This is a genomic window from Shewanella sp. H8 (assembly GCF_040285065.1).
Lineage (GTDB): Bacteria > Pseudomonadota > Gammaproteobacteria > Enterobacterales > Shewanellaceae > Shewanella > Shewanella polaris.
In genome coordinates this window covers 3,198,202-3,221,697 of sequence record NZ_CP157213.1, presented here as the reverse complement: position 1 = coordinate 3,221,697, position 23,496 = coordinate 3,198,202, and the positions used below count along the sequence as shown (strand labels likewise).

The window sequence follows — 23,496 nt, the reverse complement described above, 5'->3', positions numbered from 1 at the left end:
GTTTGGGAGAGCAATTATGAGCCGCAAAAATAGTACTGCTTCAGCAGAACAACTTGTCGATCTAGCTAAACAACCACAAGAGGTTGCAACCAAAAAAGGCGATTTGGTACAACAACTCGACATTGAAGAAAAAGTCCAAGACGACCTTCAAAAAAATCTTGACGCCACCCAATTATATTTAGGTGAAATTGGTTTTTCCCCACTGCTTACGGCAGAAGAAGAAGTGTTTTTTTCACGTAAATCCCTCAAAGGCTGCGCAAAATCTCGCAACCGTATGATAGAAAGTAATCTCCGTCTTGTTGTTAAAATATCCCGCAGATATAACAATCGTGGTTTAGCACTGCTAGATCTTATTGAAGAAGGCAATTTGGGCCTAATTAGAGCCGTGGAAAAATTTGATCCTGAACGTGGATTTCGTTTTTCGACTTATGCTACGTGGTGGATTAGACAAACTATTGAACGCGCGATTATGAATCAGACTCGCACAATCCGTCTTCCTATTCATGTAGTAAAAGAATTGAATGTGTATTTACGCACAGCAAGGCAACTTGCCCAAAAATTAGATCATGAGCCTACCGCTGAAGAAATTGCCGAAAAATTAGATGTCTCGACCGGTGATGTCAGTCGTATGTTAAAATTAAACGAAAGAATTACCTCGGTAGATTCACCATTAGCTGGCGACAGTGAAAAGGCATTATTAGATGTCATTGCCGCTGATGATTCGGTCGGTCCTGACCATCGTGTACAAAATGAAGATTTATCTAAATCAATCGTTGGCTGGTTAAATGAACTGAATACCAAACAACGTGAAGTGTTGGCAAGACGTTTTGGTTTACTTGGATACGAACCTTCAACATTAGAACATGTGGGGGCAGAAATTGGTCTTACACGTGAACGAGTTCGTCAAATTCAAGTTGAAGCGCTAAAACGCTTAAAAGATTTACTTGGTACGCAAGGTCTGTCTGTTGAGGCACTTTTTAGAGATTAATAAATAGTTAATACTTACTTTGGGTATTAAATGAAAGATGACCATCGAAAGTTATTTGATAGGGAATCTGAATAAATACAATTTAAGGTGATAGTCGATAGTCGGGTTAATAACCTATATGGGCGGTAACAATTCTGACTCATGTTTTTAGGTTTATCCCGTTAATCGTTGTGAACTTAAACGATGTAGGGTTAAAGTTAATTTGTTGATAAATAAAATGTATTTCCCCATATGCTATTTGCACATTTACCATGTGGTTAAATATGCTTAACGCGGATTCAAAACGTCTATTCACTCCTTTCTAGCATCTCCTCGCTATTTACATTTGCCTATTATTTTAAGCCTATTGTTGTGTCATTCTAACTCTCATTGTGCATGTAATACCTTTTTCGATAAATACAATGTTGGTGTGGAAGTCTTGTCAGACTTCCACAGACCTATTATTCCGAGTTATACCAAGCTTTGGTATTGATTAGCTTTGGCTATTTAAGCGCTTCAATTCATATAAATAATCTAATGCTTGTTTAGGGGTTAAATCGTCAGGATTAATTTGTGCTAGCTTTCCCAATGCAGCTGAAGGCTCTGGTATTGGCGGTAATAAGTTCATACTGACTTGGGTCGGATTTTGCTGCGATAAACTCATATCGCGGTTTTCAAGTTGATGCAGTTTTTGTTTTGCTGCTTTAATCACTTGAGCTGGAACACCTGCAAGTGCCGCAACTTGTAACCCATAGCTTTTACTTGCCGCACCTTCTTGCACTGAATGCATAAAGGCAATCGTGTCGTCGTGTTCTATTGCATCTAAGTGGACGTTAATCACTGATGGTAACAGTTCGGGCAGTTGGGTTAGTTCGAAATAGTGAGTGGCAAATAACGTTAACGCACTCACATTTTTTGCTAAATATTCTGCAGCAGACCACGCGAGGGCTAAACCATCGTAAGTCGAGGTTCCGCGACCGATTTCATCCATCAACACTAAACTGTTTGCGGTCGCATTATGTAAAATGTTTGCGGTTTCAGTCATTTCAACCATGAAGGTTGAGCGACCCGATGCTAGATCATCTGAGGCACCAATACGGGTGAATATCCGATCAACTTCGCCAATTTTGGCTGAATCCGCGGGAACAAAACAACCAATGTGTGCCATTAATGTAATGAGTGCTACCTGACGCATATAGGTCGATTTACCGCCCATATTGGGACCGGTGACAATAAGCATTTGACGTTGCGGTGTTAACGCAACAGGGTTTGCAATAAAAGCCGCTTGACTGACCCTTTCAACCACAGGATGACGACCTGCGTCAATATGAATACCAATATCGTCAGTCATTTGTGGGCGTTGGTAATTAAAGGTTTCTGCTCGCTCTGCAAAATTACTGAGTATATCTAGCTCTGCAGCGGCGCTAGCAAACTGTTGTAACTCTTGTAATTTTGGCAGCAATAAGTCAAATAGCTGTTCCCACAGCTGTTTTTCAAGTGCGAGGGCTTTGCCTTGGCTTGAGAGTACTTTTTCTTCGTATTGTTTTAATTCTGGGGTGATATAACGCTCTGTCCCTTTCAGTGTTTGCCGGCGTTGATAGCTCAGAGGCACTCTGTCAGCTTGTAAACGACTAACTTCAATATAATATCCATGAACTCGGTTATAACCCACTTTTAAGGTGTTAATTCCAGTTTGCTGTTTCTCGCGGGCTTCAAGTTCAACTAAATAATCACTCGCGCCTTCGCTCAGCTTACGCCATTCATCTAATTCATTATTATAGCCAGTACGGATAACCCCACCATCACGAATTAACACAGGAGGATTATCTACAATAGCGCGCGTTAATAAATCGTGCTGTTCTGGGAAATCACCTAATAATTGCACTAATGCGCTCAATCTAGGTTGTTGACATGTAGCTAATGTTTGTTGAATTTCTGGCAGAAGTGTTAACGCTTGTTTTAAACGTGAAAAGTCGCGAGGTCTGGCACTGCGTAGTGCTAAACGAGCCATAATACGTTCAATATCACCTAAGCTTTTTAGTTGTTCATGTAACGTTTGATATAGGTCGAGTTCAATGAGTTCATTGACGGCATTATGGCGATATTGAATTGTTTGTCTATTGCGAAGTGGCTCGTGGATCCAGCGCTGCAACATACGGCTGCCCATAGGGGTTGCGGTATTATCTAATACCCACGAGAGGGTATTTTCTCGTCCGCCGGACAAGTTTTTAGTTAACTCTAAATTACGTCGCGTCGCGGCATCTAAAATAATGGATTCCGATTGATTAAAACGCACAATCGAGTTGATATGCGGCAACGCCATCTTTTGAGTATCTTTTACATACTGCATTAAGCAACCAGCAGCTTGCAGCGCCAAGCGGGCATCTGTAATCCCAAAACCATGTAAGTCTTTGGTACCAAATTGACTCAATAGTAAATTAACACAAGTATCGTAATCAAACTCCCACTCTGGACGGCGGCGGATCCCTTTCATATTATTGATTAATAACATGTCAGTAAAATCTTCACTGTAAAGTAATTCTGCAGGATTAGTGCGTTGTAATTCGGCTTCTAATGCTTCACGAGTGGGTAATTCTGCAACCACAAAACGGCCTGATGAAATATCTAGGGTTGCGTAACCAAAACCGTTTTTACCTTGATAAAGCGCCGCCAGTAAATTGTCTTGTTTTTCTTGCAATAGGGCTTCGTCTGTTAAGGTGCCAGGAGTCACAATACGCACCACTTGGCGTTCAACTGGGCCTTTTGATGTGGCTGGGTCGCCAATTTGTTCGCAAATGGCCACTGACTGACCAATGTTAACTAATTTTGCTAAATAGCCTTCGACTGCATGATAGGGAATGCCTGCCATAGGAATAGGATCGCCGCCGCTTTTCCCGCGAGCAGTAAGCGAAATACCCAGCATTTCAGATGCTCGTTTAGCATCATCGTAAAATAGCTCATAAAAATCACCCATACGGTAAAATAATAACATATCAGGATGGGCGGCTTTTAAGCCCAAATACTGACGCATCATCGGGGTGTGTTTTTCTAAATCGCTGGTATCAATCACTGTCATTATGAACACTTCACTATTAATCGTTTTTAAGTCGTAAATCTTATGAGGCTAATCTTAACAATATTTGTCCTCTGGGTATAAATAGATTCATATAAAAATCTACGAAGATAATATATTGATGTAAAAAGGCAATTTTCAAAGGATTGAAAAAAATTACGATCAGCACTTGATACTGTATGACTATACAGTATACTGATGAACATAATGAAATGGTCCACACCATTCCACCTAAGTACAAATAGCATTTTACTAAACGTATTGAATGCCTTAAGAGGGTTTTATAATGAAGGTTGATCCAAATAAAGAGAAAGCACTTGCCGCCGTGTTAAGTCAAATTGAAAAGCAATTTGGTAAAGGCTCAATTATGAAATTGGGCGAAGATCGCACAATGGATGTTGAAACTATCTCTACAGGTTCACTTTCATTGGATGTCGCCCTAGGTGCTGGTGGTTTACCATTAGGACGTATTGTTGAGATCTATGGCCCTGAATCATCAGGTAAAACAACATTAACACTTGAAGTGATTGCTGCAGCACAACGCGAAGGTAAAACCTGTGCGTTTATTGATGCAGAGCATGCACTTGACCCTATTTATGCAAAAAAGCTAGGCGTAGATATTGATAACCTACTTTGTTCGCAGCCAGACACTGGCGAGCAAGCATTAGAAATTTGTGACGCATTAACCCGTTCTGGTGCTGTAGATGTTATTGTTGTCGATTCTGTTGCTGCATTAACGCCAAAAGCCGAAATTGAAGGTGAAATTGGTGATTCACATATGGGCCTTGCTGCTCGTATGATGAGCCAAGCAATGCGCAAACTTGCTGGTAACCTTAAGCAATCAAATACTTTGCTTATTTTTATTAACCAAATTCGTATGAAAATTGGTGTGATGTTTGGTAGTCCAGAAACAACTACTGGTGGTAACGCACTGAAGTTTTACGCTTCTGTTCGTTTAGATATTCGTCGTATCGGTGCCATTAAAAACGGTGATGAAGTTATCGGTAACGAAACCCGCGTAAAAGTCGTTAAAAATAAAATTGCAGCACCATTTAAGCAAGCTGAATTCCAAATTCTTTATGGATTAGGTATTAATCGTACCGGCGAGTTGGTTGACTTAGGCGTTGCACATAAGCTTGTTGATAAAGCAGGTGCTTGGTATAGCTACAAAGGTGAAAAAATTGGTCAAGGCCGTGCAAATGCAGGTAAATTCCTGACTGAAAATCCAGCTATTGCCAATGAAATCGACACCACTTTGCGTGCTATGCTATTAGCTGCTCCAGGCTCATTAGGCTCAAGCACTGACAGCGACGAGAATGTTGATCTCGAAACTGGCGAAGTTTTCTAAGTTAGTCCGCAAAATCTATCGCGGTAGCGCATCTTGCGCGCCGCGAATATTCCCATCAAGAAAACCTCTCTATGTTTAATAAAAAATCAAAAGGCATTGATGAGCAATAAATCTAGTCGGTTCTAGGTTATTGTTAATTTGATTTTTTTAGGTGATATGTTTTATTACATTTAAACGTTTTATCAATTAAGCCCGTGGTGTTTGGGTCTTTAGGTCGTAACGCAACAATAGTTAATTAACATTGTGATTTTAGCGGTCGCGTTAAGTTGAGTAAAACTCTTGTTTTGGTCAAATAATATATTTGCTCAATGATGTTCCTGGAAGACCAATCAATAAGCCTTTACCCTAGGGTAAAAAAATGATCATCCTGTTTATTTGTATTCGATATTTAACGCTTGTCCCTCTTGTTTATACTGTTGTATTTAACACGCCATACAACCATTCATTCCCCTATAGGCACACAAGGTATCATTTTTTACTGCTATTATAATCGATTCACTCATCTCGCTTCTTTCGCCAAATTCAGTATATAATGCCTACATTTACAGGCTTGCTTGTCAAGCTCGTTACTTTTGTATTTTCTATATTCAGGGCCAATTAATGTTTCAGACTACAGCAGAATTAAGAAGCGCTTTTTTAAAGTACTTTGAAGATAACGGACATCAGGTTGTTGATAGCAGCTCGCTCGTTCCCACCAATGACCCAACACTGTTATTTACCAATGCGGGTATGAACCAGTTTAAAGACGTGTTCCTCGGAATGGATAAGCGCAGTTATACACGAGCGACCACATCTCAACGTTGTGTGCGTGCTGGTGGTAAACATAACGATCTTGATAATGTAGGCTATACCGCTCGTCACCATACTTTTTTTGAAATGTTAGGTAACTTCAGTTTTGGCGATTACTTTAAAGAAGATGCGATTCGTTTCGCATGGACCTTTTTAACCGAAACACTCAAGCTACCAAAAGAGCGTTTATGTGTCACCATTTATGAAACAGATGACGAAGCGTATGACCTTTGGACTCAAAAAATTGGTGTAGCCCCTGAAAATATGATTCGTATTGGCGACAATAAAGGAGCTCCATTTGCGTCAGATAACTTCTGGCAGATGGGTGATACCGGTCCTTGTGGTCCTTGTAGTGAAATTTTCTATGATCATGGCGATCATATTTGGGGTGGCCGCCCTGGTACTCCTGAAGAAGACGGCGATCGTTTTATTGAAATTTGGAACATCGTATTTATGCAGTATAACCGTCAAGCAGACGGTGAAATGTTGCCATTACCTAAGCCTTCTGTCGATACAGGCATGGGCATTGAACGTATAGCTGCCATTATGCAGGGCGTACATTCAAACTACGAAATTGATATCTTTAAGCAGTTGATTGCTAAAACAGCCGAAATTATTGGCGTTTCAGATTTAGAGAACAAATCATTACGCGTCATTGCTGATCATATCCGTTCTTGTGCATTCTTAATTGCTGATGGTGTGATGCCATCAAATGAAGGCCGCGGTTATGTGTTACGTCGTATTATTCGTCGTGCTGTGCGTCATGGTAATAAGTTGGGTGCTACTGATGCGTTTTTCTATAAGCTTGTTCCTACGCTAATCAGTGTAATGGGCGATGCAGCCAATGGTTTAACACAAACTCAAGCCATTGTTGAAAAAGCCTTAAAAGCGGAAGAAGAACAATTTGCTCGTACTCTTGAGCGTGGTTTAGTGATTTTAGATGGTGCACTGAATTCTCTACAAGGTAATACTTTAGACGGTGACACTGTATTTAAACTTTATGACACCTATGGTTTTCCAGTCGATTTAACTGCTGATGTGTGTCGTGAACGTGACATTAATGTTGACGAAGCAGGCTTTGAAGTTGCAATGGCTGAACAAAGAAGTCGTGCACAAGCCGCAGGTAACTTTGGTGCAGATTATAACAATCATTTAATTATTGATGCTGAAACATCATTTAGTGGTTATACCGAGTTAACTGGGCAGTCGAATGTTATTGCTTTATATGTTGACGGTAAATCAGTTGATACAGTGGGTGCTGGGCAAGATGCCGTTGTTGTATTAGATAGCACCCCGTTTTACGCAGAGTCTGGTGGACAGGTAGGTGATAAAGGTCAACTAACGGCAGTTGGCGTAGAATTTACTGTTATGGATACTCAAAAATTTGGCCCTGCAATAGGCCACGAAGGAAAGTTAACTCAAGGGCAATTGGTTGTTGGCCTGCAGTTAACTGCACAAGTGGATAAAAAGTTACGTCACCGTACTCAGTTAAATCATTCTGTGACTCACTTATTGCATGCTGCATTGCGCCAAATACTGGGTTCTCATGTCACTCAAAAAGGTTCGTTAGTTAACCCAGAACGTTTACGTTTTGACTTCTCTCATTTTGAAGCGGTTAAACCTTCTGAGTTGAAAGCGGTAGAAGATTTAGTTAACACACAGATCCGTCGTAATCATGAACTTTTTACTGCTGAAATGGCCATTGATGAAGCCAAAGAAAAAGGCGCAATGGCATTGTTTGGTGAAAAATACGATGACCAGGTACGCGTTGTTACCATGGGCGATTTTTCAATCGAACTGTGTGGCGGTACGCATGTGGGCCGCACTGGTGATATTGGTTTATTTAAAATCACTTCTGAGGGCGGTATTGCTGCAGGAGTGCGTCGTATTGAAGCGGTTACGGGTATTGCTGCTATGGCTTATATTGCCGAGCAACAAGCTGTGTTAGACGAAGCTGCACAGTTGCTGAAATCAGACAGTGCTTCTGTTATCAGTAAATTAAAAGCTCAGTTAGATAAAGTGAAACAACTAGAAAAAGATTTGTCTCAGTTAAAAGATAAGTTAGCCGCTGCGGCTAGTGCCGATATGGCGGGTGATGCTGTTGATATCAATGGTGTTAAGGTGCTGGTTAAGATGCTTGATGGCATAGACCCAGGCTCTTTACGTGGCCTACAAGATGAGTTAAAGCAAAAACTTAAGTCTGCCATTATTGTGCTTGGTACTGCCAAAGACGGTAAAGTAAACTTAATAGCAGGTGTGAGCAATGACTTAACCAAACGAGTCAAAGCTGGTGAGCTTGTTGCCATGGTCGCCCAGCAAGTAGGCGGCAAAGGTGGTGGACGTCCTGATATGGCTCAAGCCGGTGGCTCTCAGCCTGAGAACCTTAAAACAGCCTTGGCCTCAGTTGAACCTTGGATCCGTGAGCGTTTAAGCTAATAAGTCGGTAAATTAGGGCTTATATTGGTGCTTAAGTTATAAAGTCTATGATATTCAACTTTATAACTTGAGTGCCAACAGTAGATTTGGCATAGTGAACTCACTCGCGAACAGTAAAAGCGTTTATAGGTATTGTTAGGTGATGATTTTCGATAAGTCTTTGGACACAAATCATTATTGATTTTATTCTAGTTATTTTGGTTATTGTTTTTACTGTATTGATTTATTTAACTGCGTGGTGATTAGCAAGTGTGATTAATTTGTTACTTATTGCGTATCAATAGATGATTTATCGTCAAATTTACGATTTTCGAATAGATGGTGCTTTATAAACCGACGTATTTAGAAATAGATACTATTATTTTATGTAAAGCAGACCTTATAATGAACGCATATTACGGACAAAGCGTGTTATGCAGATTGAACTAAAGGAGCAATAGAATGCTAATTTTGACTCGTCGTGTAGGCGAAACATTAATGATTGGTGATGAAGTCACCGTTACTGTTCTAGGTGTAAAAGGTAATCAGGTACGTATCGGTGTTAACGCGCCTAAGGAAGTTTCTGTTCATCGTGAAGAGATCTACCAACGTATTCAATCTGAGAAGTCTGGAACACCTTCTGAAGATGGTAATTTCTAATATTCGGCAGATTGTGTCGTCGATATAATTAAAGTCAGCATTTGCTGACTTTTTTGTTTGTTCAATACCACTTTTATGTATTAATAAATGTGAAATTTCAGTGATTAACAGGTTTTTTTACCAGCCTAGCATTCAAATTATTTTGATTATTCTCGATTCAAGGCTTATGTCGCATTATTTGACTTTTTATATGCATTAGTACAATACAATCAATACAAACCCAGCCATTATTTATTAATGTTTGTGGAATAGGGATTTTGTAAAAACAACATGGTAAGTTCAATAATGCCCTGAAAGATGCAATTTAGTAAAAAGGTAAACTTGCCACAATCACGAGTGACTTAATGAAGCTGATATTGATGGTGATGATGTGAATAGTTATAAAAAGTAATGCAGTTTTCATGACTATTTGAGGCTATTATCTCCAATGTGCTTAAAAACACTCCAAATGAAGTTAGGTTTCCTAAAAAGGGTTTGACTTATTTTCGTCAAACAGTAATATGTGCGCCAAGAAACGGAGAGGTGGCCGAGTGGCCGAAGGCGCTCCCCTGCTAAGGGAGTATGGGCTTTAAATCCCATCGAGGGTTCGAATCCCTCCTTCTCCGCCATTTCTTACAATAGATATACGATGCGGATGTAGCTCAGCTGGATAGAGTACCTGGCTACGAACCAGGCGGTCGGAGGTTCGACTCCTCCCATCCGCACCATTATCTATCAAAGTGTTAAATTTGAATGCGCGTGTAGCTCAGCTGGATAGAGTACCTGGCTACGAACCAGGCGGTCGGAGGTTCGACTCCTCCCACGCGCACCATTCATATTTCACTAAACCCAATTTATGCGCGTGTAGCTCAGCTGGATAGAGTACCTGGCTACGAACCAGGCGGTCGGAGGTTCGACTCCTCCCACGCGCACCATTTATTGCGGAGAGGTGGCCGAGTGGCCGAAGGCGCTCCCCTGCTAAGGGAGTATGGGCTTTAAATCCCATCGAGGGTTCGAATCCCTCCTTCTCCGCCATTCATTCATATGTAATGTTGGTATTTTTTTATCGTACTAACTATAGCAATGCCTTTGAATGATATGTTGTACCGATTTTGCGCGTGTAGCTCAGCTGGATAGAGTACCTGGCTACGAACCAGGCGGTCGGAGGTTCGACTCCTCCCACGCGCACCATAATAAAAAAGCCCTGCATTTATGCAGGGCTTTTTTTATGTTAATTTGTCCCGTCCTGAAATAAGTTGACACTTACCCCCTCAAATTATCTTCATCATTAGATGCTTCTTAGTCATATCGTTGTGGATCTGACTTAGCCGCCTTTTGTTATTACATCTTTATTCATTGTGTTTGTTTGATTGAGAATACTTATGTATATGTTTGCGTCTGTTTAGCGGTAAGTGATGTTGTTTCATGCTTATTGATGATGAATTTATTATTTAGCTATCAGAAAATGCTACTTAGTTATGGGATCTTCATTTTACCGGCTTTATTTTTACTGATTGTATAGTTGCACTGTCTTTGTGCATGTCACTTGGTAAGACCAATTTACAAAAAGATAGCATTATTGTGGTATATTGTTTATATTTTGTGACAAGATTTTGAGCTGATGTCCCGCAAGTGGGGGGATTCAGCTCATAAAAACCTGAATTAAATAAAGCTTGAGTTGAATATTTATGCTTGCTGAATTAGCGCTTGTTTAATAGGTAAGTCAAATAGGTATGGTGAATTGATAAATATTAATTCTTGCACCGATTTAGCGCGCCTAAACCAACTTATCTTAATTTAACTGTTTGACAAAAAAGTGAGGACACATGACATCAATATCTGAGCAGTTATCCGATGCGCTGGGCATTATGATAATGGGCATGGGCTTAGTGTTTATCTTTTTAAGTATGTTGATCATCGGTATTGGTATTGTTGCTAAGCTTTTCCCTGCGCCTATAGCGGCAGCTACAGCTGCGCCTGCAACAGCAATACCCAGAGCACCGGCACAGGTAGCTTTAAATCCTAAGCTAGTTGCCGCAATCACCTCTGCGATACATCAATACCGCGCGAAATAAATTTGGAGTCATTATGAGCAAGCCATTAGCACTAACCGATGTCGTCCTGCGTGACGCACACCAATCAATACTGGCAACACGTTTACGCCTCGACGATATGCTACCTATCGCGCCGTTATTAGACAAAGTGGGGTTTTGGTCACTTGAGTCATGGGGGGGAGCAACGTTTGACTCTTGTATTCGTTATCTTGGTGAGGATCCTTGGGACCGCATTCGTGAACTAAAAAAAGTCATGCCTAATACACCGCAGCAAATGTTACTGCGAGGGCAAAATTTATTAGGCTATCGTCATTATGCAGACGATGTTGTTACACGATTCGTTGAACGTGCTCACACCAATGGCGTAGATGTATTCCGTATTTTTGATGCAATGAATGATGTACGTAACCTTGAAACCGCAGTTAAAGCAGTTAAAAACGTTGGCGGACATGCGCAAGGGACGATTTCGTTCACTACTAGCCCTATTCATACGATTGATACTTGGGTCGACATGGCAAAGCGTTTAGAAGACATGGGCGCCGATTCATTATGTATTAAAGATATGGCGGGTTTACTTAAACCGATGCAAGCCTATGAGTTAATCAGTCGCCTAAAATCACAAACTGATTTAATGGTATCGATGCATTGTCATGCGACAACGGGTTTAAGCACTGCTACATACCAAAAAGCCATTGAAGCTGGGGTTGATGTGCTTGACACTGCAATATCTTCAATGAGCCAAACCTATGGGCACAGTGCCACAGAAACCTTAGTGGCAATGGTTGAAGATACTGACAGAGCAACCGGTTACGATATGGTGTTGTTAGAAGAGATAGCCGCTTATTTTCGTGAAGTACGTAAAAAGTATGTCCGTTTCGAAGGTGCACTTAAAGGTATCGATTCACGTATTTTGCGTGCTCAGGTACCTGGCGGTATGTTGACTAACATGGAAAACCAATTAAAAGAGCAGGGTGCAGCAGACAAAATGGATGCCGTGCTTGAAGAGATCCCTCGGGTGCGTGAAGATCTTGGCTTCTTACCTTTAGTTACGCCTACCTCGCAAATTGTTGGTTCACAGTCGGTGATCAACGTGCTGATGGGTGAACGTTACAAGTCGATGACCAAAGAGACTGAAGGCGTTCTAAAAGGCGAATATGGTGCGACGCCGGCGCCAGTTAACGTCGAGTTGCAAGCCAGAGTGCTAAAGGGTGAACAGCCTATTACCTGTCGTCCAGCAGATTTGATTGCACCAGAACTTGATAAGTTACGTGTAGAACTTACAAAAACAGCTAAAGAGCAGGGCTTTAGCCTAGCAGCTGAATCAGATGATGATGTGATGACTTATGCGTTGTTCAATCAAATTGGTCTTAAATTTCTTAAAAATCGTGGCAACCCGGATGCGTTTGAGCCTGTCCCAAGTGCAGATGATTTACAAGTGAAAGCCGATAAAGGTCCACAAACGTATACCGTTGACGTAGAGGGGCAACATTTTGTCGTCGAAGTGAGCGAAGGTGGCGAAATAGGGCATATCGCGCCAGTCTCAGCTGCACCAGTTGCCATGGCTCCTGTGGCTTCAGCGCCTGTTGGCGAAGTTAAATGCACTATGGCTGCACCGTTATCGGGAAATATTTTCAAAGTGTTAGTTAATAATGGTCAAGCGGTTAAAACTGGTGAAGTGATCATTATCTTGGAAGCGATGAAAATGGAAACCGAAATTCGTGCTCAAGAAGATGGTGTTGTAACTCAGTTAGCGGTTAAGCAGGGTGACAGTGTAACTGTAGGTTCAACATTGTTATCACTAGCATAAGAGGTCGAAATGGAAGGATTACTGGCTTTTTGGGCTGAAACGGGTGTGGCTAACTTTACTGGTGGCCAACTGCTGATGATGGCTGTTGGTTGTTTATTGTTATTTCTAGCGATAATTAAAGGTTTTGAGCCGTTATTATTATTACCTATTGGGTTTGGTGCCATATTAGCTAACATTCCTAATGCAGGTTTCACCGATGAAGGTGGTTTGCTGTATTACGCTTATCATGTCGGCATTGAAACTGGGGTGTTCCCATTGCTCATCTTCATGGGGGTAGGTGCATTAACTGATTTTGGGGCGCTAATTGCTAACCCTAAAACACTTTTGTTAGGGGCTGCGGCACAATTTGGTATTTTTTCTACCTTAATTGGTGCTATAGCGCTGAATCTTGTACCTGGATTTGAGTTTAGTATGCAAGATGCTGCTGCTATTGCCATCATTGGCGGTGCAGATGGTCCAACGGCAATTTTCTTAGCCTCTAAGTTGGCGCCAGAGTTGCTAGGCGCGATTGCCGTTGCTGCATATTCATATATGGCGCTAGTGCCATTAATTCAGCCGCCTATAATGAAACTGCTCACCACTAAAGCTGAACGCGAAATTAAAATGGAACAATTGCGTGAAGTCAGTAAGAAAGAGAAAATTATCTTTCCACTGATGGTACTTGGCTTAACCATTTTGTTTTTACCCGCAGCAACACCATTAATTGGTATGTTCTGTTTAGGTAATTTGATGCGTGAATCAGGTGTGGTTGATCGTTTATCGAAAACGGCGCAAAACGAGTTAATCAACATAGTGACTATCTTTTTAGGTCTTGCTGTTGGATCTAAGTTATCCGCCGATCAATTTCTGCGTATCGAAACCTTGGGTATTTTAATCCTTGGCGCGGTTGCATTTAGTATTGGTACTGCTTCAGGGGTATTGATGGCCAAATTAATGAGTAAGCTCTCTGGTGGGAAAATTAACCCACTTATCGGTGCAGCAGGTGTTTCTGCAGTGCCAATGGCTGCTCGAGTGGTGAATAAGGTAGGTTTAGAGGCTAATAACCAAAACTTCTTACTCATGCATGCAATGGGACCCAACGTTGCTGGTGTGCTGGGTAGTGCGGTTGCAGCTGGTGTGTTGTTGGCTGTTTTAGGTTAATCGTTAACGATTGAGTTTAAAAGCCAATGCAATTGCATTGGCTTTTTTGTTTTTATTCCATAAGTAAAGTAGATATAACTGTTTAATTTATGTTGGTGTACTTAATTTTTAATACTGAGCGGTTGTGACGTTATAGTTGTGAAAGAATTATTGACCCTTATTAGAATTAGTCTTTATCTAATGGCTGTCAAAGATAAATAATAAAACCTGTATGTATTAAAAGTTATATTGATATGGGGAAATAGCATCGGGGTTACTTTTGAACTTGGCTGCTAACCTTTAAATCAAAAACAAAAAATCGATTACATTATTAAAATGTTAATAATTGTTTTGTTCAATAAACATACTAATCTAGTTTGAAATATGTCGATAATTCACTTGGATTATTCGTTTGTTAGCTTACTTGTGTGCCCATTATATTGAGTATTATTAATCGAAAGGTAATATGTACTGAAGCCAATTTTTAGTCAGAAACTTATTGGCATACCTCTTTATAGGTATGTAAGCGGCCGTTTTTATTCATAATTTTATATCAGCAAGACATGTCCCTAAAATAATAATAGTTCGACAGCCCGTTAATTTTAACGGTCAAAAGTCGCAAATTTTGAATTGCCATCAATATCTAGTCAAACAAGTATGTAAAATGCAAGATATGTCACGGAAACTGAACAGTGAACTTATTAAGGTTACGACCAGTTAACTTGCTAGCCATATATTTTACGTATATTTAGCAGATTGATAACTCAACTTAAAATAAATATTAGGAATGTAAGATGAATAATAAATTGCTTGCTAGTCAAGTTACGGATAAGGCTTGCCAAAATTCTGCTGTGACCAAAAAATGGGCTTTATCAGCATTAACTTGTTCGTTGTTATTAGCCATGGGCAGCGCCAATGCCGCAGACACCAATGTTAATACAGTTGCTGATGCAATCACTCAAGGTACAGCAAAAGTAAACTTAAATTTACGTTATGAATCAGTCGATCAAGACAATCCGTTAAAAGACGCAGATGCTTTGACCTTACGCACCCGTTTAACCTTTGCTACGGCTGAGTATTATGGATTAACTGCATTAGTTGAGTTTGAAGATTCTCGCAGTGTGGCAGGGGTAAATGATTACAACGACGCTATCGGAAATAACACCGATTATTCAGTGATAGCCGATCCTGAAACAACTGAATTAGATCAAGCTTTCTTACAATACAAGCGTAATGGTTTTACTGCTAAAGCTGGGCGTCAAGTTATCGCCATCGATAACCAACGTTTTATCGGCCATGTTGGCTGGCGTCAAGATCGCCAAACATTCGATGCAGTTACCATGCAATATGCGATAAACGATTTTAGTGTTGATTATGGTTACATCTACAAGCGCAACCGTATTTTTGCAGAAGTTAAAGACATTGATTCAAAAGATCACGTTATTAACGCATCTTACAATTTCGGTTTGGGTAAACTTAGCGCATACAGCTACTTACTTGAAGAAGATACCAACATAGACAATGGTATCGACACCTATGGTATTCGCTTTGCGGGTGCTAAAGATATCGATAAAATTAAACTACTTTATACGTTAGAGTACGCAACTCAAGATACTGATACAGAAACAACATCTTACTCTACAGATTATATGCTTGGTGAAGTGGGCGTTGGCTTTAGTGGTTTGACCGTTAAGCTTGGTTACGAGCTATTGGGCTCTGACGATGGCGAATATGGTTTTTCAACTCCGTTAGCGACTTTGCATGCGTTTAATGGTTGGGCAGACCAATTTTTGGCAACACCAAAGCAAGGCTTAGTTGACACTTATGTGTCAATTGGCGGCAGTGTGGTTGGTGGTAAATGGGCGCTGGTTTATCATGATTTTGAAGCAGATGAGTCAAGTGCCACTGTTAACGATTTAGGTGATGAAATTGATGCGGTATTTAGTTTACCAATTGATAAGCATTACACCGTAGGCGTTAAATACGCATCTTATTCAGCGGGTGATGCTGGAGCAGGAAAAGTTGATGCCGATAAAGTATGGTTATGGGCAAACGCTAAGTTCTAATTTTATTAGCATGATATAACAAAAAACGAGTATCAGTTGATACTCGTTTTTTTATTGTCATTAATCTTGTATGACGATAGAACTGCAATAAGAAGCGTAATAAAAACTAAGACACTACTTGCTGTTGCGGTGTTTCATTTGAGTAAAATTGTTCTACATCAAGCTGACCTTCGCTTTTACCAATCACCACCGCAGTCATCATGTCTCCGGTCACATTAGTTGCAGTGCGGATCATATCAATAATACGGTCTATCGCGGCGATAAAGGCAATCCCTTCAAGCGGTAAACCTATTACGCCTAAGGTTACGGTTAACATCACCATCGCGCTACCTGGCACTCCTGCGGTGCCTACAGAAGCGACTGTGGCCGTTACCGCAATTAGCATGTAGTCGGTCATATCAAGCGGAATACCGTAAATTTGCGCAATAAAGATCGCCGCAATGGCAGGGTAAATGCCGCCACAACCATCCATATTCATGGTCGCACCTAATGGGAGTACAAAAGCACTGTAGCGCTTCGACACGCCCATCGCTTCGGTACTTCGTGTGCTGGCCGGTAAAGTACCGAAGCTTGATGCGGTACTAAAGGCCACAACTTGTGCTGGTAAGGCTTTACGGAAAAACTGAACTGGGCTAAGACCTGCAGCAAATTTCACTAAACCGCCATACACAAAGATAATATGAATTAGCGCGGCAATATAAATCGCAATAATAAACTTACCTAATGGTAATAATGTACTTAAGCCATATTCGCCAACAACCCACGCCATTAAGCCAAATACACCAATAGGCGTTAGTTTTAATACCATACGTGTTAATTGAAACATCACTTCAGCACCCGCTTCAATCACGTTCTTTAACGGCGTGGCTTTCTCGCCGACAGCATTAATGGCGATACCAATTAATGCTGCAAACACGATAATTTGCAGTACATTACCTTCTGCCAACGAGGCAAATGGATTGACTGGGATCATGTTAAGTAATACTTGTGCAAATCCAGGAATATCACGCTCACGCACTTCCGATGTCGCTAAAGCTAAATTACCGCCCATGTCGATTAGGCTACCGACCGTTAAGCCAATAAATGACGCAATGGTGCCAGTAAACATAAACATGGCCAAGGTTTTAAAGCTTAAGCGTTTTAAATTACCTTGTGAACCCAAGGAGGTAATGCTGACCACAATGGCACAAAATACTAAAGGAGCAACGAGCATTTTTATGGCGCTAATAAACAGATCGCCAAGGGGTTTTAACATCACGGCTGACTCGCCTAATCCGACCCCAGTAAGTGTACCCAATACAAAACCTGCAATGACTTTCTGCCAAAAAGGGATACGATTGAACGTTTGCAATATCATGAAAATTCCAAATTATGTCATTGTAACGTCACTAATCTTATTAGGTAACGTTGTTGTGCGTGACTCATTGTGTTCACTAATGAGCGATGAATTACCAAGAACTACACCATCTTATGGTGATGTTTAGTAGTGGAACTATTTAGTTTATATTAAGACCGAACTAGATGCTGATGCTAAATAATGCGCTAATAAACCCGCTAAGGTTAATTAATATTAATTGTATTGTATGAAGTGATCCAATGACAAACAACGTTATTTTGTTATAACTTATATGAATAAACAAATTTGTTATTATAACTTTAAATTTATTACTAATAATTAACTTATTAAGGCCTATTGTTCAATTTATTAAATTGAATCTGCAAACGTGAATCATGGATGTTTTGCCGTTATAGCCTGTGTAGCGTTTGGGTCGCTATGTTGATATGAGTGAGTTAACGTTAGAGGTTTGCGGGTTCAAAATTCTGCAAGATAGGTTCAGCTAGATCCATGTTCTGTGTAAATATCCATGGCGAGAACTGCGATAAAATCTGAAATGAAACTATTAATGCGCAATAAGGTCTATTAATGACGAGTTTATGGTTAATGTTTAGCGGTGCGTTTTTGGCTGCAACCTTATTGCCGGGTGGTTCCGAAGTGTTACTCGTGGCATTACTTAATCAAACGCCATCGTCATGGTTCGAATTATTGATGTTGGCCAGTATTGGTAATACGTTTGGCGCGATGACAAGTTATGGTTTAGGTCGAGCCGGACGGCTTGCTAAAAGTCCACAAGATATCCAAAGTCGGCAATATCGTTATGCTCTGGCATGGCTTGAAAAATATGGTATGTGGGCTTTATTACTATCTTGGTTACCCATCATCGGTGATTTGTTATGTCTGTTGGCTGGTTGGTTAAAAATTCCTATAGTGCCAGCATCATTTTTTATGTTTTTCGGTAAGTTACTACGTTACAGCGTAATTGTGTTTTTAGTTCTTTATACTGTTGAGTAACTTTATACCGTTATTTTTTCTGTGATTATATTTATCCTAATGAAGAAAGGAGTCGATTTTGAAATTAAATTTGAATAAATGGATATTAGCTGCAGCAATCAGTGCTGCATTAAGTGGTTGTGCATTCGATGCGCATCAATCGTCAAATTTGCCACAAGGTGTAAGTTTAATTGAAACGGTTGCACCTTCTGAAAATCAAGTCAGTATCCCTTATAAAAAATATCAGTTAGCGAATGGCTTAACGGTGATTTTACACCAAGATAAGTCTGATCCTTTAGTTCATGTTGATGTTACCTATCATGTTGGTTCTGCTCGCGAATTAGCTGGTCGTAGTGGTTTTGCGCATTTATTTGAACACATGATGTTTCAAGGCTCACAACATGTAGCCGACGAACAGCATTTCAAAGTTGTTACCGAAGCGGGCGGAACACTAAATGGTTCTACCAATACTGACCGAACCAATTACTTTGAAACCGTGCCGAGTAATCAACTAGAAAAAATGCTCTGGTTAGAATCAGATCGTATGGGCTTTTTGTTACCTGCACTCACGAGTGAAAAATTCGAAGTACAACGTGAAACGGTTAAAAATGAACGCGCACAACGTATTGATAATCGTCCTTATGGGCGTTTAAATGAACGTTTTAATCAAGCATTTTATCCAGCCGGTCATCCGTATTCTTGGCCTGTCATCGGTTGGCCAGATGACTTAGATCGCGCCACCGTTGATGACGTGAAACATTTCTTCCAACGTTGGTATGGGCCTAATAATGCCACTTTAACTATTGGTGGTGACTTTGATGAAGTGCAAACATTGGCGTGGGTAAATAAATATTTTGGTGAAATCCCTCGTGGACCAGAAGTCAAACCAGAAGCTAAAACCGCAGTCACGTTAGATAAAACTCGCTATATCTCGATGGAAGATAAGGTTCATTTACCGCTTATTTATATCGGTTTTCCAACCGTTTATGCGCAACACAAAGATGAAGCTGCATTAGATTTGCTGGCTAATATTCTCGGTGGTGGTAAAACCTCATTAATATATAAAAACTTAGTTAAAGATGGTTATGCGGTACAAGCTGCAGTGAGCCATCCTTGCCAAGAGCTTACTTGTCAGCTGTCACTTTATGCCGTAGCGAATCCTGCCAAAGGTGGTAGTCTTGCAGAACTCGAAACCAAAATAAACCAAACGATTAATGAGTTTGAGCAACGCGGTGTCACTGACGACGATTTGCAAAAAGTCAAAGTGCAGTTTGAAGCCGATACCATCTTTGGTATGCAAAGCGTAGCAGGAAAAGTATCAACACTTGCTGCTAATCAAACCTTCTTTGGCAAACCTGACATGGTGGCATCTGATTTAGCCCGTTATGCCAATGTCACTAAAGCCGATGTAATGCGAGTATTTAATACTTACATTAAAAATAAGCCAATGGTGGTGATGAGCGTGGTACCCGAAGGGCAAACGCAGCTAATTGCCCATGCAGATAATTTTGAACCGAGCATTATGCCAATTGCACAAGATGCGGTAACCGGATTAACCAATATCACTTTTGCAAAATCATCATTTGATCGCAATAAAATACCGTCATCAACCGCAGCGCCATTATTGACTGTGCCACAGTTATGGGACAGCAAGCTGGCCAACGGCATTAGTGTTATGGGCACTGAAAGTGATGAAACGCCAACGGTCGAATTGCTGGTTTATTTGGATGGTGGACATCGTTTGTCGCCGATCAAAAAAGCTGGCCTAGCAGAGTTGACCGCCTCGATGCTTAATGAGTCAAGCTCGTTACGCAGTAGTGAAGAATTGGCTGGTGCGCTTGATATGCTCGGGTCATCAATTAGCTTTGGTGCCAGTGATTCACAAAGTTACATCAAGGTATCAAGTTTAACTGAAAACTTAGATGCGACGCTTGCTATTGTTAAGGAGCGCTTATTTAGTCCTGGCTTTTTAGAGGCTGACTTTGAACGATTGAAGCAGCAGCAACTACAAGGATTACAACATCAAATGTCTGATCCTAATTATCTAGCTCGTAGTGGTTTCGCTCAATTACTCTACGGTGCAGATAGCCCAAAGGGGATCAGCAGTGATGGCACCATGACATCAATTTCAGCGCTAACACTTGATGATGTGAAACAATTTTACCAGCAGCAATATCGTGCTGGTAATGCGAAAATGGTTGTTGTATCGGATTTAAATCAACAACAGATTATGCCGAAATTATCGATGTTTAATGAATGGGAAGGTGATGCTACTCAGGTTGCAGCATTACCTGCATTGCCTTCACACCTTAAAAATACCATTTATTTGATTGATAAGCCTGGGGCTGCTCAATCTGTCATTGACATTGGTCAAGTATCATTACCTTATGATACTACTGGTGATTATTTTAAGGCCTATCTGATGAACTACCCGTTAGGGGGCGCATTTAACAGCCGTATTAATCTCAATCTACGTGAGGATAAAGGTTACACTTATGGCGCTCGCACGCAATTTAGTGGCGCCGAAGATTCAGGGCTATTTATTGCGTCTGCTAGCGTCAAAAGTGATGTGACAGGTTTAGCATTGGCTGAGTTTGTTAAAGAGATTAACGCTTACCAAGCGTCAGGCATGAACGCCGAAGAAAGCGCCTTTATGCGCAGTTCGATTGCGCAAAGCCAAGCGTTAGAATACGAAACACCGTATCAAAAGGCCGGCTTTTTAAGGATGATTCAACGCTATCACTTAGATAAAAACTTTACTGCCAAGCAAGACGAAATAATTAACACTATTTCGATAGATGAATTAAATAAACTTGCCGGTAAGTTATTAAATATCAATGATATGGTCATGTTGGTGGTCGGTGATAAAGCAACCGTTGCACCGCAACTTCATGAACTTGGATATCAAGTTAAAATAATGACACTTGCTGACTAGTTGAACACTTGATACTTATAGGGTTAACACCAGCCTTGAAATACGCTAATGTTAACCGCATATAGTCTTAGCTCAATCTATTTTATAAATAGGTTGAGATAAATTATGTGTTTTAATCGTGAATTTCATACAGTGTCAGTTTATCAACAAATATCATATAATGTTAAGGCTCCATCATCGGTAACAACGACTGTTACCGTTTTTATTTAAGACCCACAAACAAACTGATTTATACTGAGTTACATTTTTCGCTTTCCAGTAATAATCTCGTTTATTATCCGGTCTAGCTATTTACTCGCAATGCGAATCCATAAAAGAGAGTAGTAAATTGAAGTCTTTCAATGAAAAAGTCGAAAACTTAAGTGACACTCAAGGCCGAGCTGCATTATTGGGCATGTCACGTGGTATTGAACGTGAAGCATTGCGTATCGATGGAAATGGTCACTTAGCACAAGATGAACACCCTAAAGCACTCGGTTCTGCTCTGACTCATTCGCGTATAACCACTGATTATAGCGAATCCTTATTAGAATTTATTACTCCAGTATGTCACAGCATTGACGAGCTATTAGAGGGATTAACTCAAACGCATGCTTATAGTGTTCGAAACCTTAATGGCCAAGAACTCTGGCCTGTTAGCATGCCATGTTATGTGGGTGCAGTTAGCGACATTCCCGTAGCACGTTATGGAACCTCCAATAACGGTAAAATGAAAACCTTATACCGCAAAGGATTAACCCATCGTTATGGTGCGTTAATGCAGATTATTTCTGGGGTCCATTTTAACTTTTCTGTTTCACAAGAGTTATGGCAACGTCTATATGACGATAAAATTGCTAACGGCAATGGCAGCGCTTGTTGTAGCAAAAGCATTAACTTTGAAGATTTCGTTTCTGAATCTTATTTTGGCCTGATCCGCAATTACCGTCGTTTAGTCTGGGTGTTACCGTATTTATTTGGTTCAACTCCGGCATTATGTAGCTCATTTATAAAAGATCAAGAAGTTGATTTTGAGTTTAAAAAAACCGGTAAAGGCACGTTATATCTACCTTTTGCAACATCATTACGGATGAGTGATTTAGGTTATACCAATAAAGAACAAGATACGTTGAATATCAGCTATAACTCATTACCTGACTATCTTGAAGGCGTTGGTGCTGCGATTAAAATGCCATCGAAAAAGTTTGCTCAAATAGGTGTCAATGTTGATGGTGAGTTCCGTCAACTCAATAGTAATATTTTGCAAATTGAAAATGAGTTTTATGCTCCAATCCGCGCTAAACGTGTCACCCAAAAAGGTGAAAAACCTTCGCAAGCTCTATCCCGTGCAGGTGTTGAATATATTGAAGTACGCGCCTTAGACGTAAATCCATTTAGCCCAGTTGGGATAGACGCGACGCAAGTGCGTTTTTTAGATTTGTTTTTATTGCATTGTTTATTATCTCCATCTAAAGATACTGATGCCGTTGGTGAAGCTGAAATTGCCGCTAACCTAAAAGCGGTAGTATTAGAAGGGCGTAAACCTGGACTTACTCTGCAACGCAATGGTCAAGCCATTGGTTTAAAACAATGGATGCACGAGCTTTTTGATGAACTATCAACGTTAGCTGTTTTACTTGATGGCGATGATAGCCATGCATACCAAACGGCATTAAACACTTGGTCAGAAGCCATTGATGATCCAGACAAAACCTTATCTGGTCGCGTAATACAAGAAGTCGTCGTTAAGGGCACAGATCATAGTGTGTGGGTTAAGACGTTGGCGGATGATTATCATCAATATTTAAGTCAATATCCTTTAACTGATGAGGTTATTCAAGGCTATGAAGAAGAGGCTGAAAAGTCGTTGCTAGAGCAGAAAAATCTAGAAGCTCAGCCACAAGATGATTTTACTCACTTCTTAAAAGACTATTTTAGTGATGTGGTTCCTGCTGGCACTTTCGAGGCCAAATAAT

13 protein-coding genes and 6 tRNA genes are annotated in these 23,496 nt (G+C 40.5%); 17 read left to right on the top strand and 2 right to left on the bottom strand.

Annotation, left to right across the window (positions count from 1 at the left end; genetic code table 11):
- Nucleotides 1-16: 16 nt before the first annotated feature.
- Nucleotides 17-988, top strand: a complete 972-nt coding sequence (gene rpoS / locus ABIS04_RS13930) for an RNA polymerase sigma factor RpoS (protein WP_137226369.1) — start codon at nucleotides 17-19, stop codon at nucleotides 986-988.
- A gap of 472 nt (nucleotides 989-1,460) precedes the next feature.
- Here rpoS and mutS read toward each other — a convergent pair whose 3' ends face one another.
- Entirely contained in the window at nucleotides 1,461-4,043 is a 2,583-nt protein-coding gene (mutS, locus tag ABIS04_RS13925) for a DNA mismatch repair protein MutS (RefSeq protein WP_350431447.1), read from the bottom strand.
- A gap of 283 nt (nucleotides 4,044-4,326) precedes the next feature.
- On the opposite strand from mutS, the gene recA reads away from it, so the two are divergent.
- From recA to ABIS04_RS13860, 13 genes are all read left to right on the top strand, one after another.
- Nucleotides 4,327-5,388, top strand: coding sequence for a recombinase RecA (recA, locus tag ABIS04_RS13920; RefSeq protein ID WP_140234835.1), 1,062 nt, complete (start codon nucleotides 4,327-4,329; stop codon nucleotides 5,386-5,388).
- 600 nt (nucleotides 5,389-5,988) lie between these two features.
- Entirely contained in the window at nucleotides 5,989-8,613 is a 2,625-nt protein-coding gene (gene alaS / locus ABIS04_RS13915) for an alanine--tRNA ligase (RefSeq protein WP_350431446.1), read from the top strand.
- A gap of 441 nt (nucleotides 8,614-9,054) precedes the next feature.
- Nucleotides 9,055-9,252 carry a carbon storage regulator CsrA gene (gene csrA / locus ABIS04_RS13910; RefSeq protein ID WP_076496509.1) on the top strand — a complete coding sequence of 66 codons (198 nt, stop codon included), beginning with the start codon at nucleotides 9,055-9,057 and terminating at the stop codon, nucleotides 9,250-9,252.
- A gap of 516 nt (nucleotides 9,253-9,768) precedes the next feature.
- Nucleotides 9,769-9,860: transfer RNA gene (locus ABIS04_RS13905), tRNA-Ser, on the top strand.
- Nucleotides 9,861-9,882: 22 nt separating this feature from the next.
- Nucleotides 9,883-9,959 (top strand) — tRNA-Arg (locus ABIS04_RS13900).
- Between the two features lie 27 nt (nucleotides 9,960-9,986).
- A tRNA-Arg gene (locus ABIS04_RS13895) sits at nucleotides 9,987-10,063 on the top strand.
- Between the two features lie 26 nt (nucleotides 10,064-10,089).
- Nucleotides 10,090-10,166 (top strand) — tRNA-Arg (locus ABIS04_RS13890).
- 8 nt (nucleotides 10,167-10,174) lie between these two features.
- Nucleotides 10,175-10,266, top strand: a tRNA-Ser gene (locus tag ABIS04_RS13885).
- A 79-nt stretch (nucleotides 10,267-10,345) separates the two neighbouring features.
- Nucleotides 10,346-10,422 (top strand) — tRNA-Arg (locus ABIS04_RS13880).
- A 635-nt stretch (nucleotides 10,423-11,057) separates the two neighbouring features.
- Nucleotides 11,058-11,306 carry an OadG family transporter subunit gene (locus ABIS04_RS13875; RefSeq protein ID WP_137226373.1) on the top strand — a complete coding sequence of 83 codons (249 nt, stop codon included), beginning with the start codon at nucleotides 11,058-11,060 and terminating at the stop codon, nucleotides 11,304-11,306.
- A gap of 13 nt (nucleotides 11,307-11,319) precedes the next feature.
- A complete protein-coding gene (gene oadA / locus ABIS04_RS13870; protein ID WP_350431445.1) occupies nucleotides 11,320-13,092 on the top strand; it encodes a sodium-extruding oxaloacetate decarboxylase subunit alpha in 1,773 nt (590 codons plus the stop codon).
- A gap of 9 nt (nucleotides 13,093-13,101) precedes the next feature.
- A complete protein-coding gene (locus ABIS04_RS13865) occupies nucleotides 13,102-14,232 on the top strand; it encodes a sodium ion-translocating decarboxylase subunit beta (RefSeq protein WP_137226375.1) in 1,131 nt (376 codons plus the stop codon).
- An 881-nt stretch (nucleotides 14,233-15,113) separates the two neighbouring features.
- Nucleotides 15,114-16,277, top strand: coding sequence for an alginate export family protein (locus ABIS04_RS13860; RefSeq protein WP_371833643.1), 1,164 nt, complete (start codon nucleotides 15,114-15,116; stop codon nucleotides 16,275-16,277).
- A gap of 106 nt (nucleotides 16,278-16,383) precedes the next feature.
- On the opposite strand, the gene ABIS04_RS13855 is transcribed toward ABIS04_RS13860, so the two are convergent.
- The gene (locus tag ABIS04_RS13855; RefSeq protein WP_350431443.1) at nucleotides 16,384-17,634 is read right to left on the bottom strand and encodes a dicarboxylate/amino acid:cation symporter; all 1,251 of its coding nucleotides are present in this window, start codon (nucleotides 17,632-17,634) and stop codon (nucleotides 16,384-16,386) included.
- Nucleotides 17,635-18,201: 567 nt separating this feature from the next.
- Here ABIS04_RS13855 and ABIS04_RS13850 point away from each other — a divergent pair.
- The 3 genes from ABIS04_RS13850 (at nucleotide 18,202) to gshA (ending at nucleotide 23,495) form a co-directional block, all read left to right on the top strand.
- Entirely contained in the window at nucleotides 18,202-18,627 is a 426-nt protein-coding gene (locus tag ABIS04_RS13850) for a YqaA family protein (RefSeq protein ID WP_137226379.1), read from the top strand.
- 70 nt (nucleotides 18,628-18,697) lie between these two features.
- Nucleotides 18,698-21,541: a pitrilysin family protein gene (locus ABIS04_RS13845; protein WP_350433441.1), complete on the top strand. Its 2,844-nt coding sequence runs from the start codon at nucleotides 18,698-18,700 to the stop codon at nucleotides 21,539-21,541.
- Between the two features lie 310 nt (nucleotides 21,542-21,851).
- Entirely contained in the window at nucleotides 21,852-23,495 is a 1,644-nt protein-coding gene (gene gshA, locus ABIS04_RS13840; protein WP_371833642.1) for a glutamate--cysteine ligase, read from the top strand.
- The last annotated feature ends 1 nt before the right edge of the window (nucleotide 23,496 follow it).

Excerpts from the sequence above, each read along its gene's own strand:
- ABIS04_RS13875 (WP_137226373.1), top strand. The coding sequence starts at position 11,058 with ATGACATCAATATCTGAGCAGTTATCCGATGCGCTGGGCATTATGATA.
- mutS (WP_350431447.1), bottom strand. The coding sequence starts at position 4,043 with ATGACAGTGATTGATACCAGCGATTTAGAAAAACACACCCCGATGATG.
- recA (WP_140234835.1), top strand. The coding sequence starts at position 4,327 with ATGAAGGTTGATCCAAATAAAGAGAAAGCACTTGCCGCCGTGTTAAGT.
- alaS (WP_350431446.1), top strand. The coding sequence starts at position 5,989 with ATGTTTCAGACTACAGCAGAATTAAGAAGCGCTTTTTTAAAGTACTTT.
- rpoS (WP_137226369.1), top strand. The coding sequence starts at position 17 with ATGAGCCGCAAAAATAGTACTGCTTCAGCAGAACAACTTGTCGATCTA.
- csrA (WP_076496509.1), top strand. The coding sequence starts at position 9,055 with ATGCTAATTTTGACTCGTCGTGTAGGCGAAACATTAATGATTGGTGAT.
- ABIS04_RS13850 (WP_137226379.1), top strand. The coding sequence starts at position 18,202 with ATGACGAGTTTATGGTTAATGTTTAGCGGTGCGTTTTTGGCTGCAACC.
- ABIS04_RS13860 (WP_371833643.1), top strand. The coding sequence starts at position 15,114 with ATGGGCAGCGCCAATGCCGCAGACACCAATGTTAATACAGTTGCTGAT.
- ABIS04_RS13855 (WP_350431443.1), bottom strand. The coding sequence starts at position 17,634 with ATGATATTGCAAACGTTCAATCGTATCCCTTTTTGGCAGAAAGTCATT.
- ABIS04_RS13865 (WP_137226375.1), top strand. The coding sequence starts at position 13,102 with ATGGAAGGATTACTGGCTTTTTGGGCTGAAACGGGTGTGGCTAACTTT.
- oadA (WP_350431445.1), top strand. The coding sequence starts at position 11,320 with ATGAGCAAGCCATTAGCACTAACCGATGTCGTCCTGCGTGACGCACAC.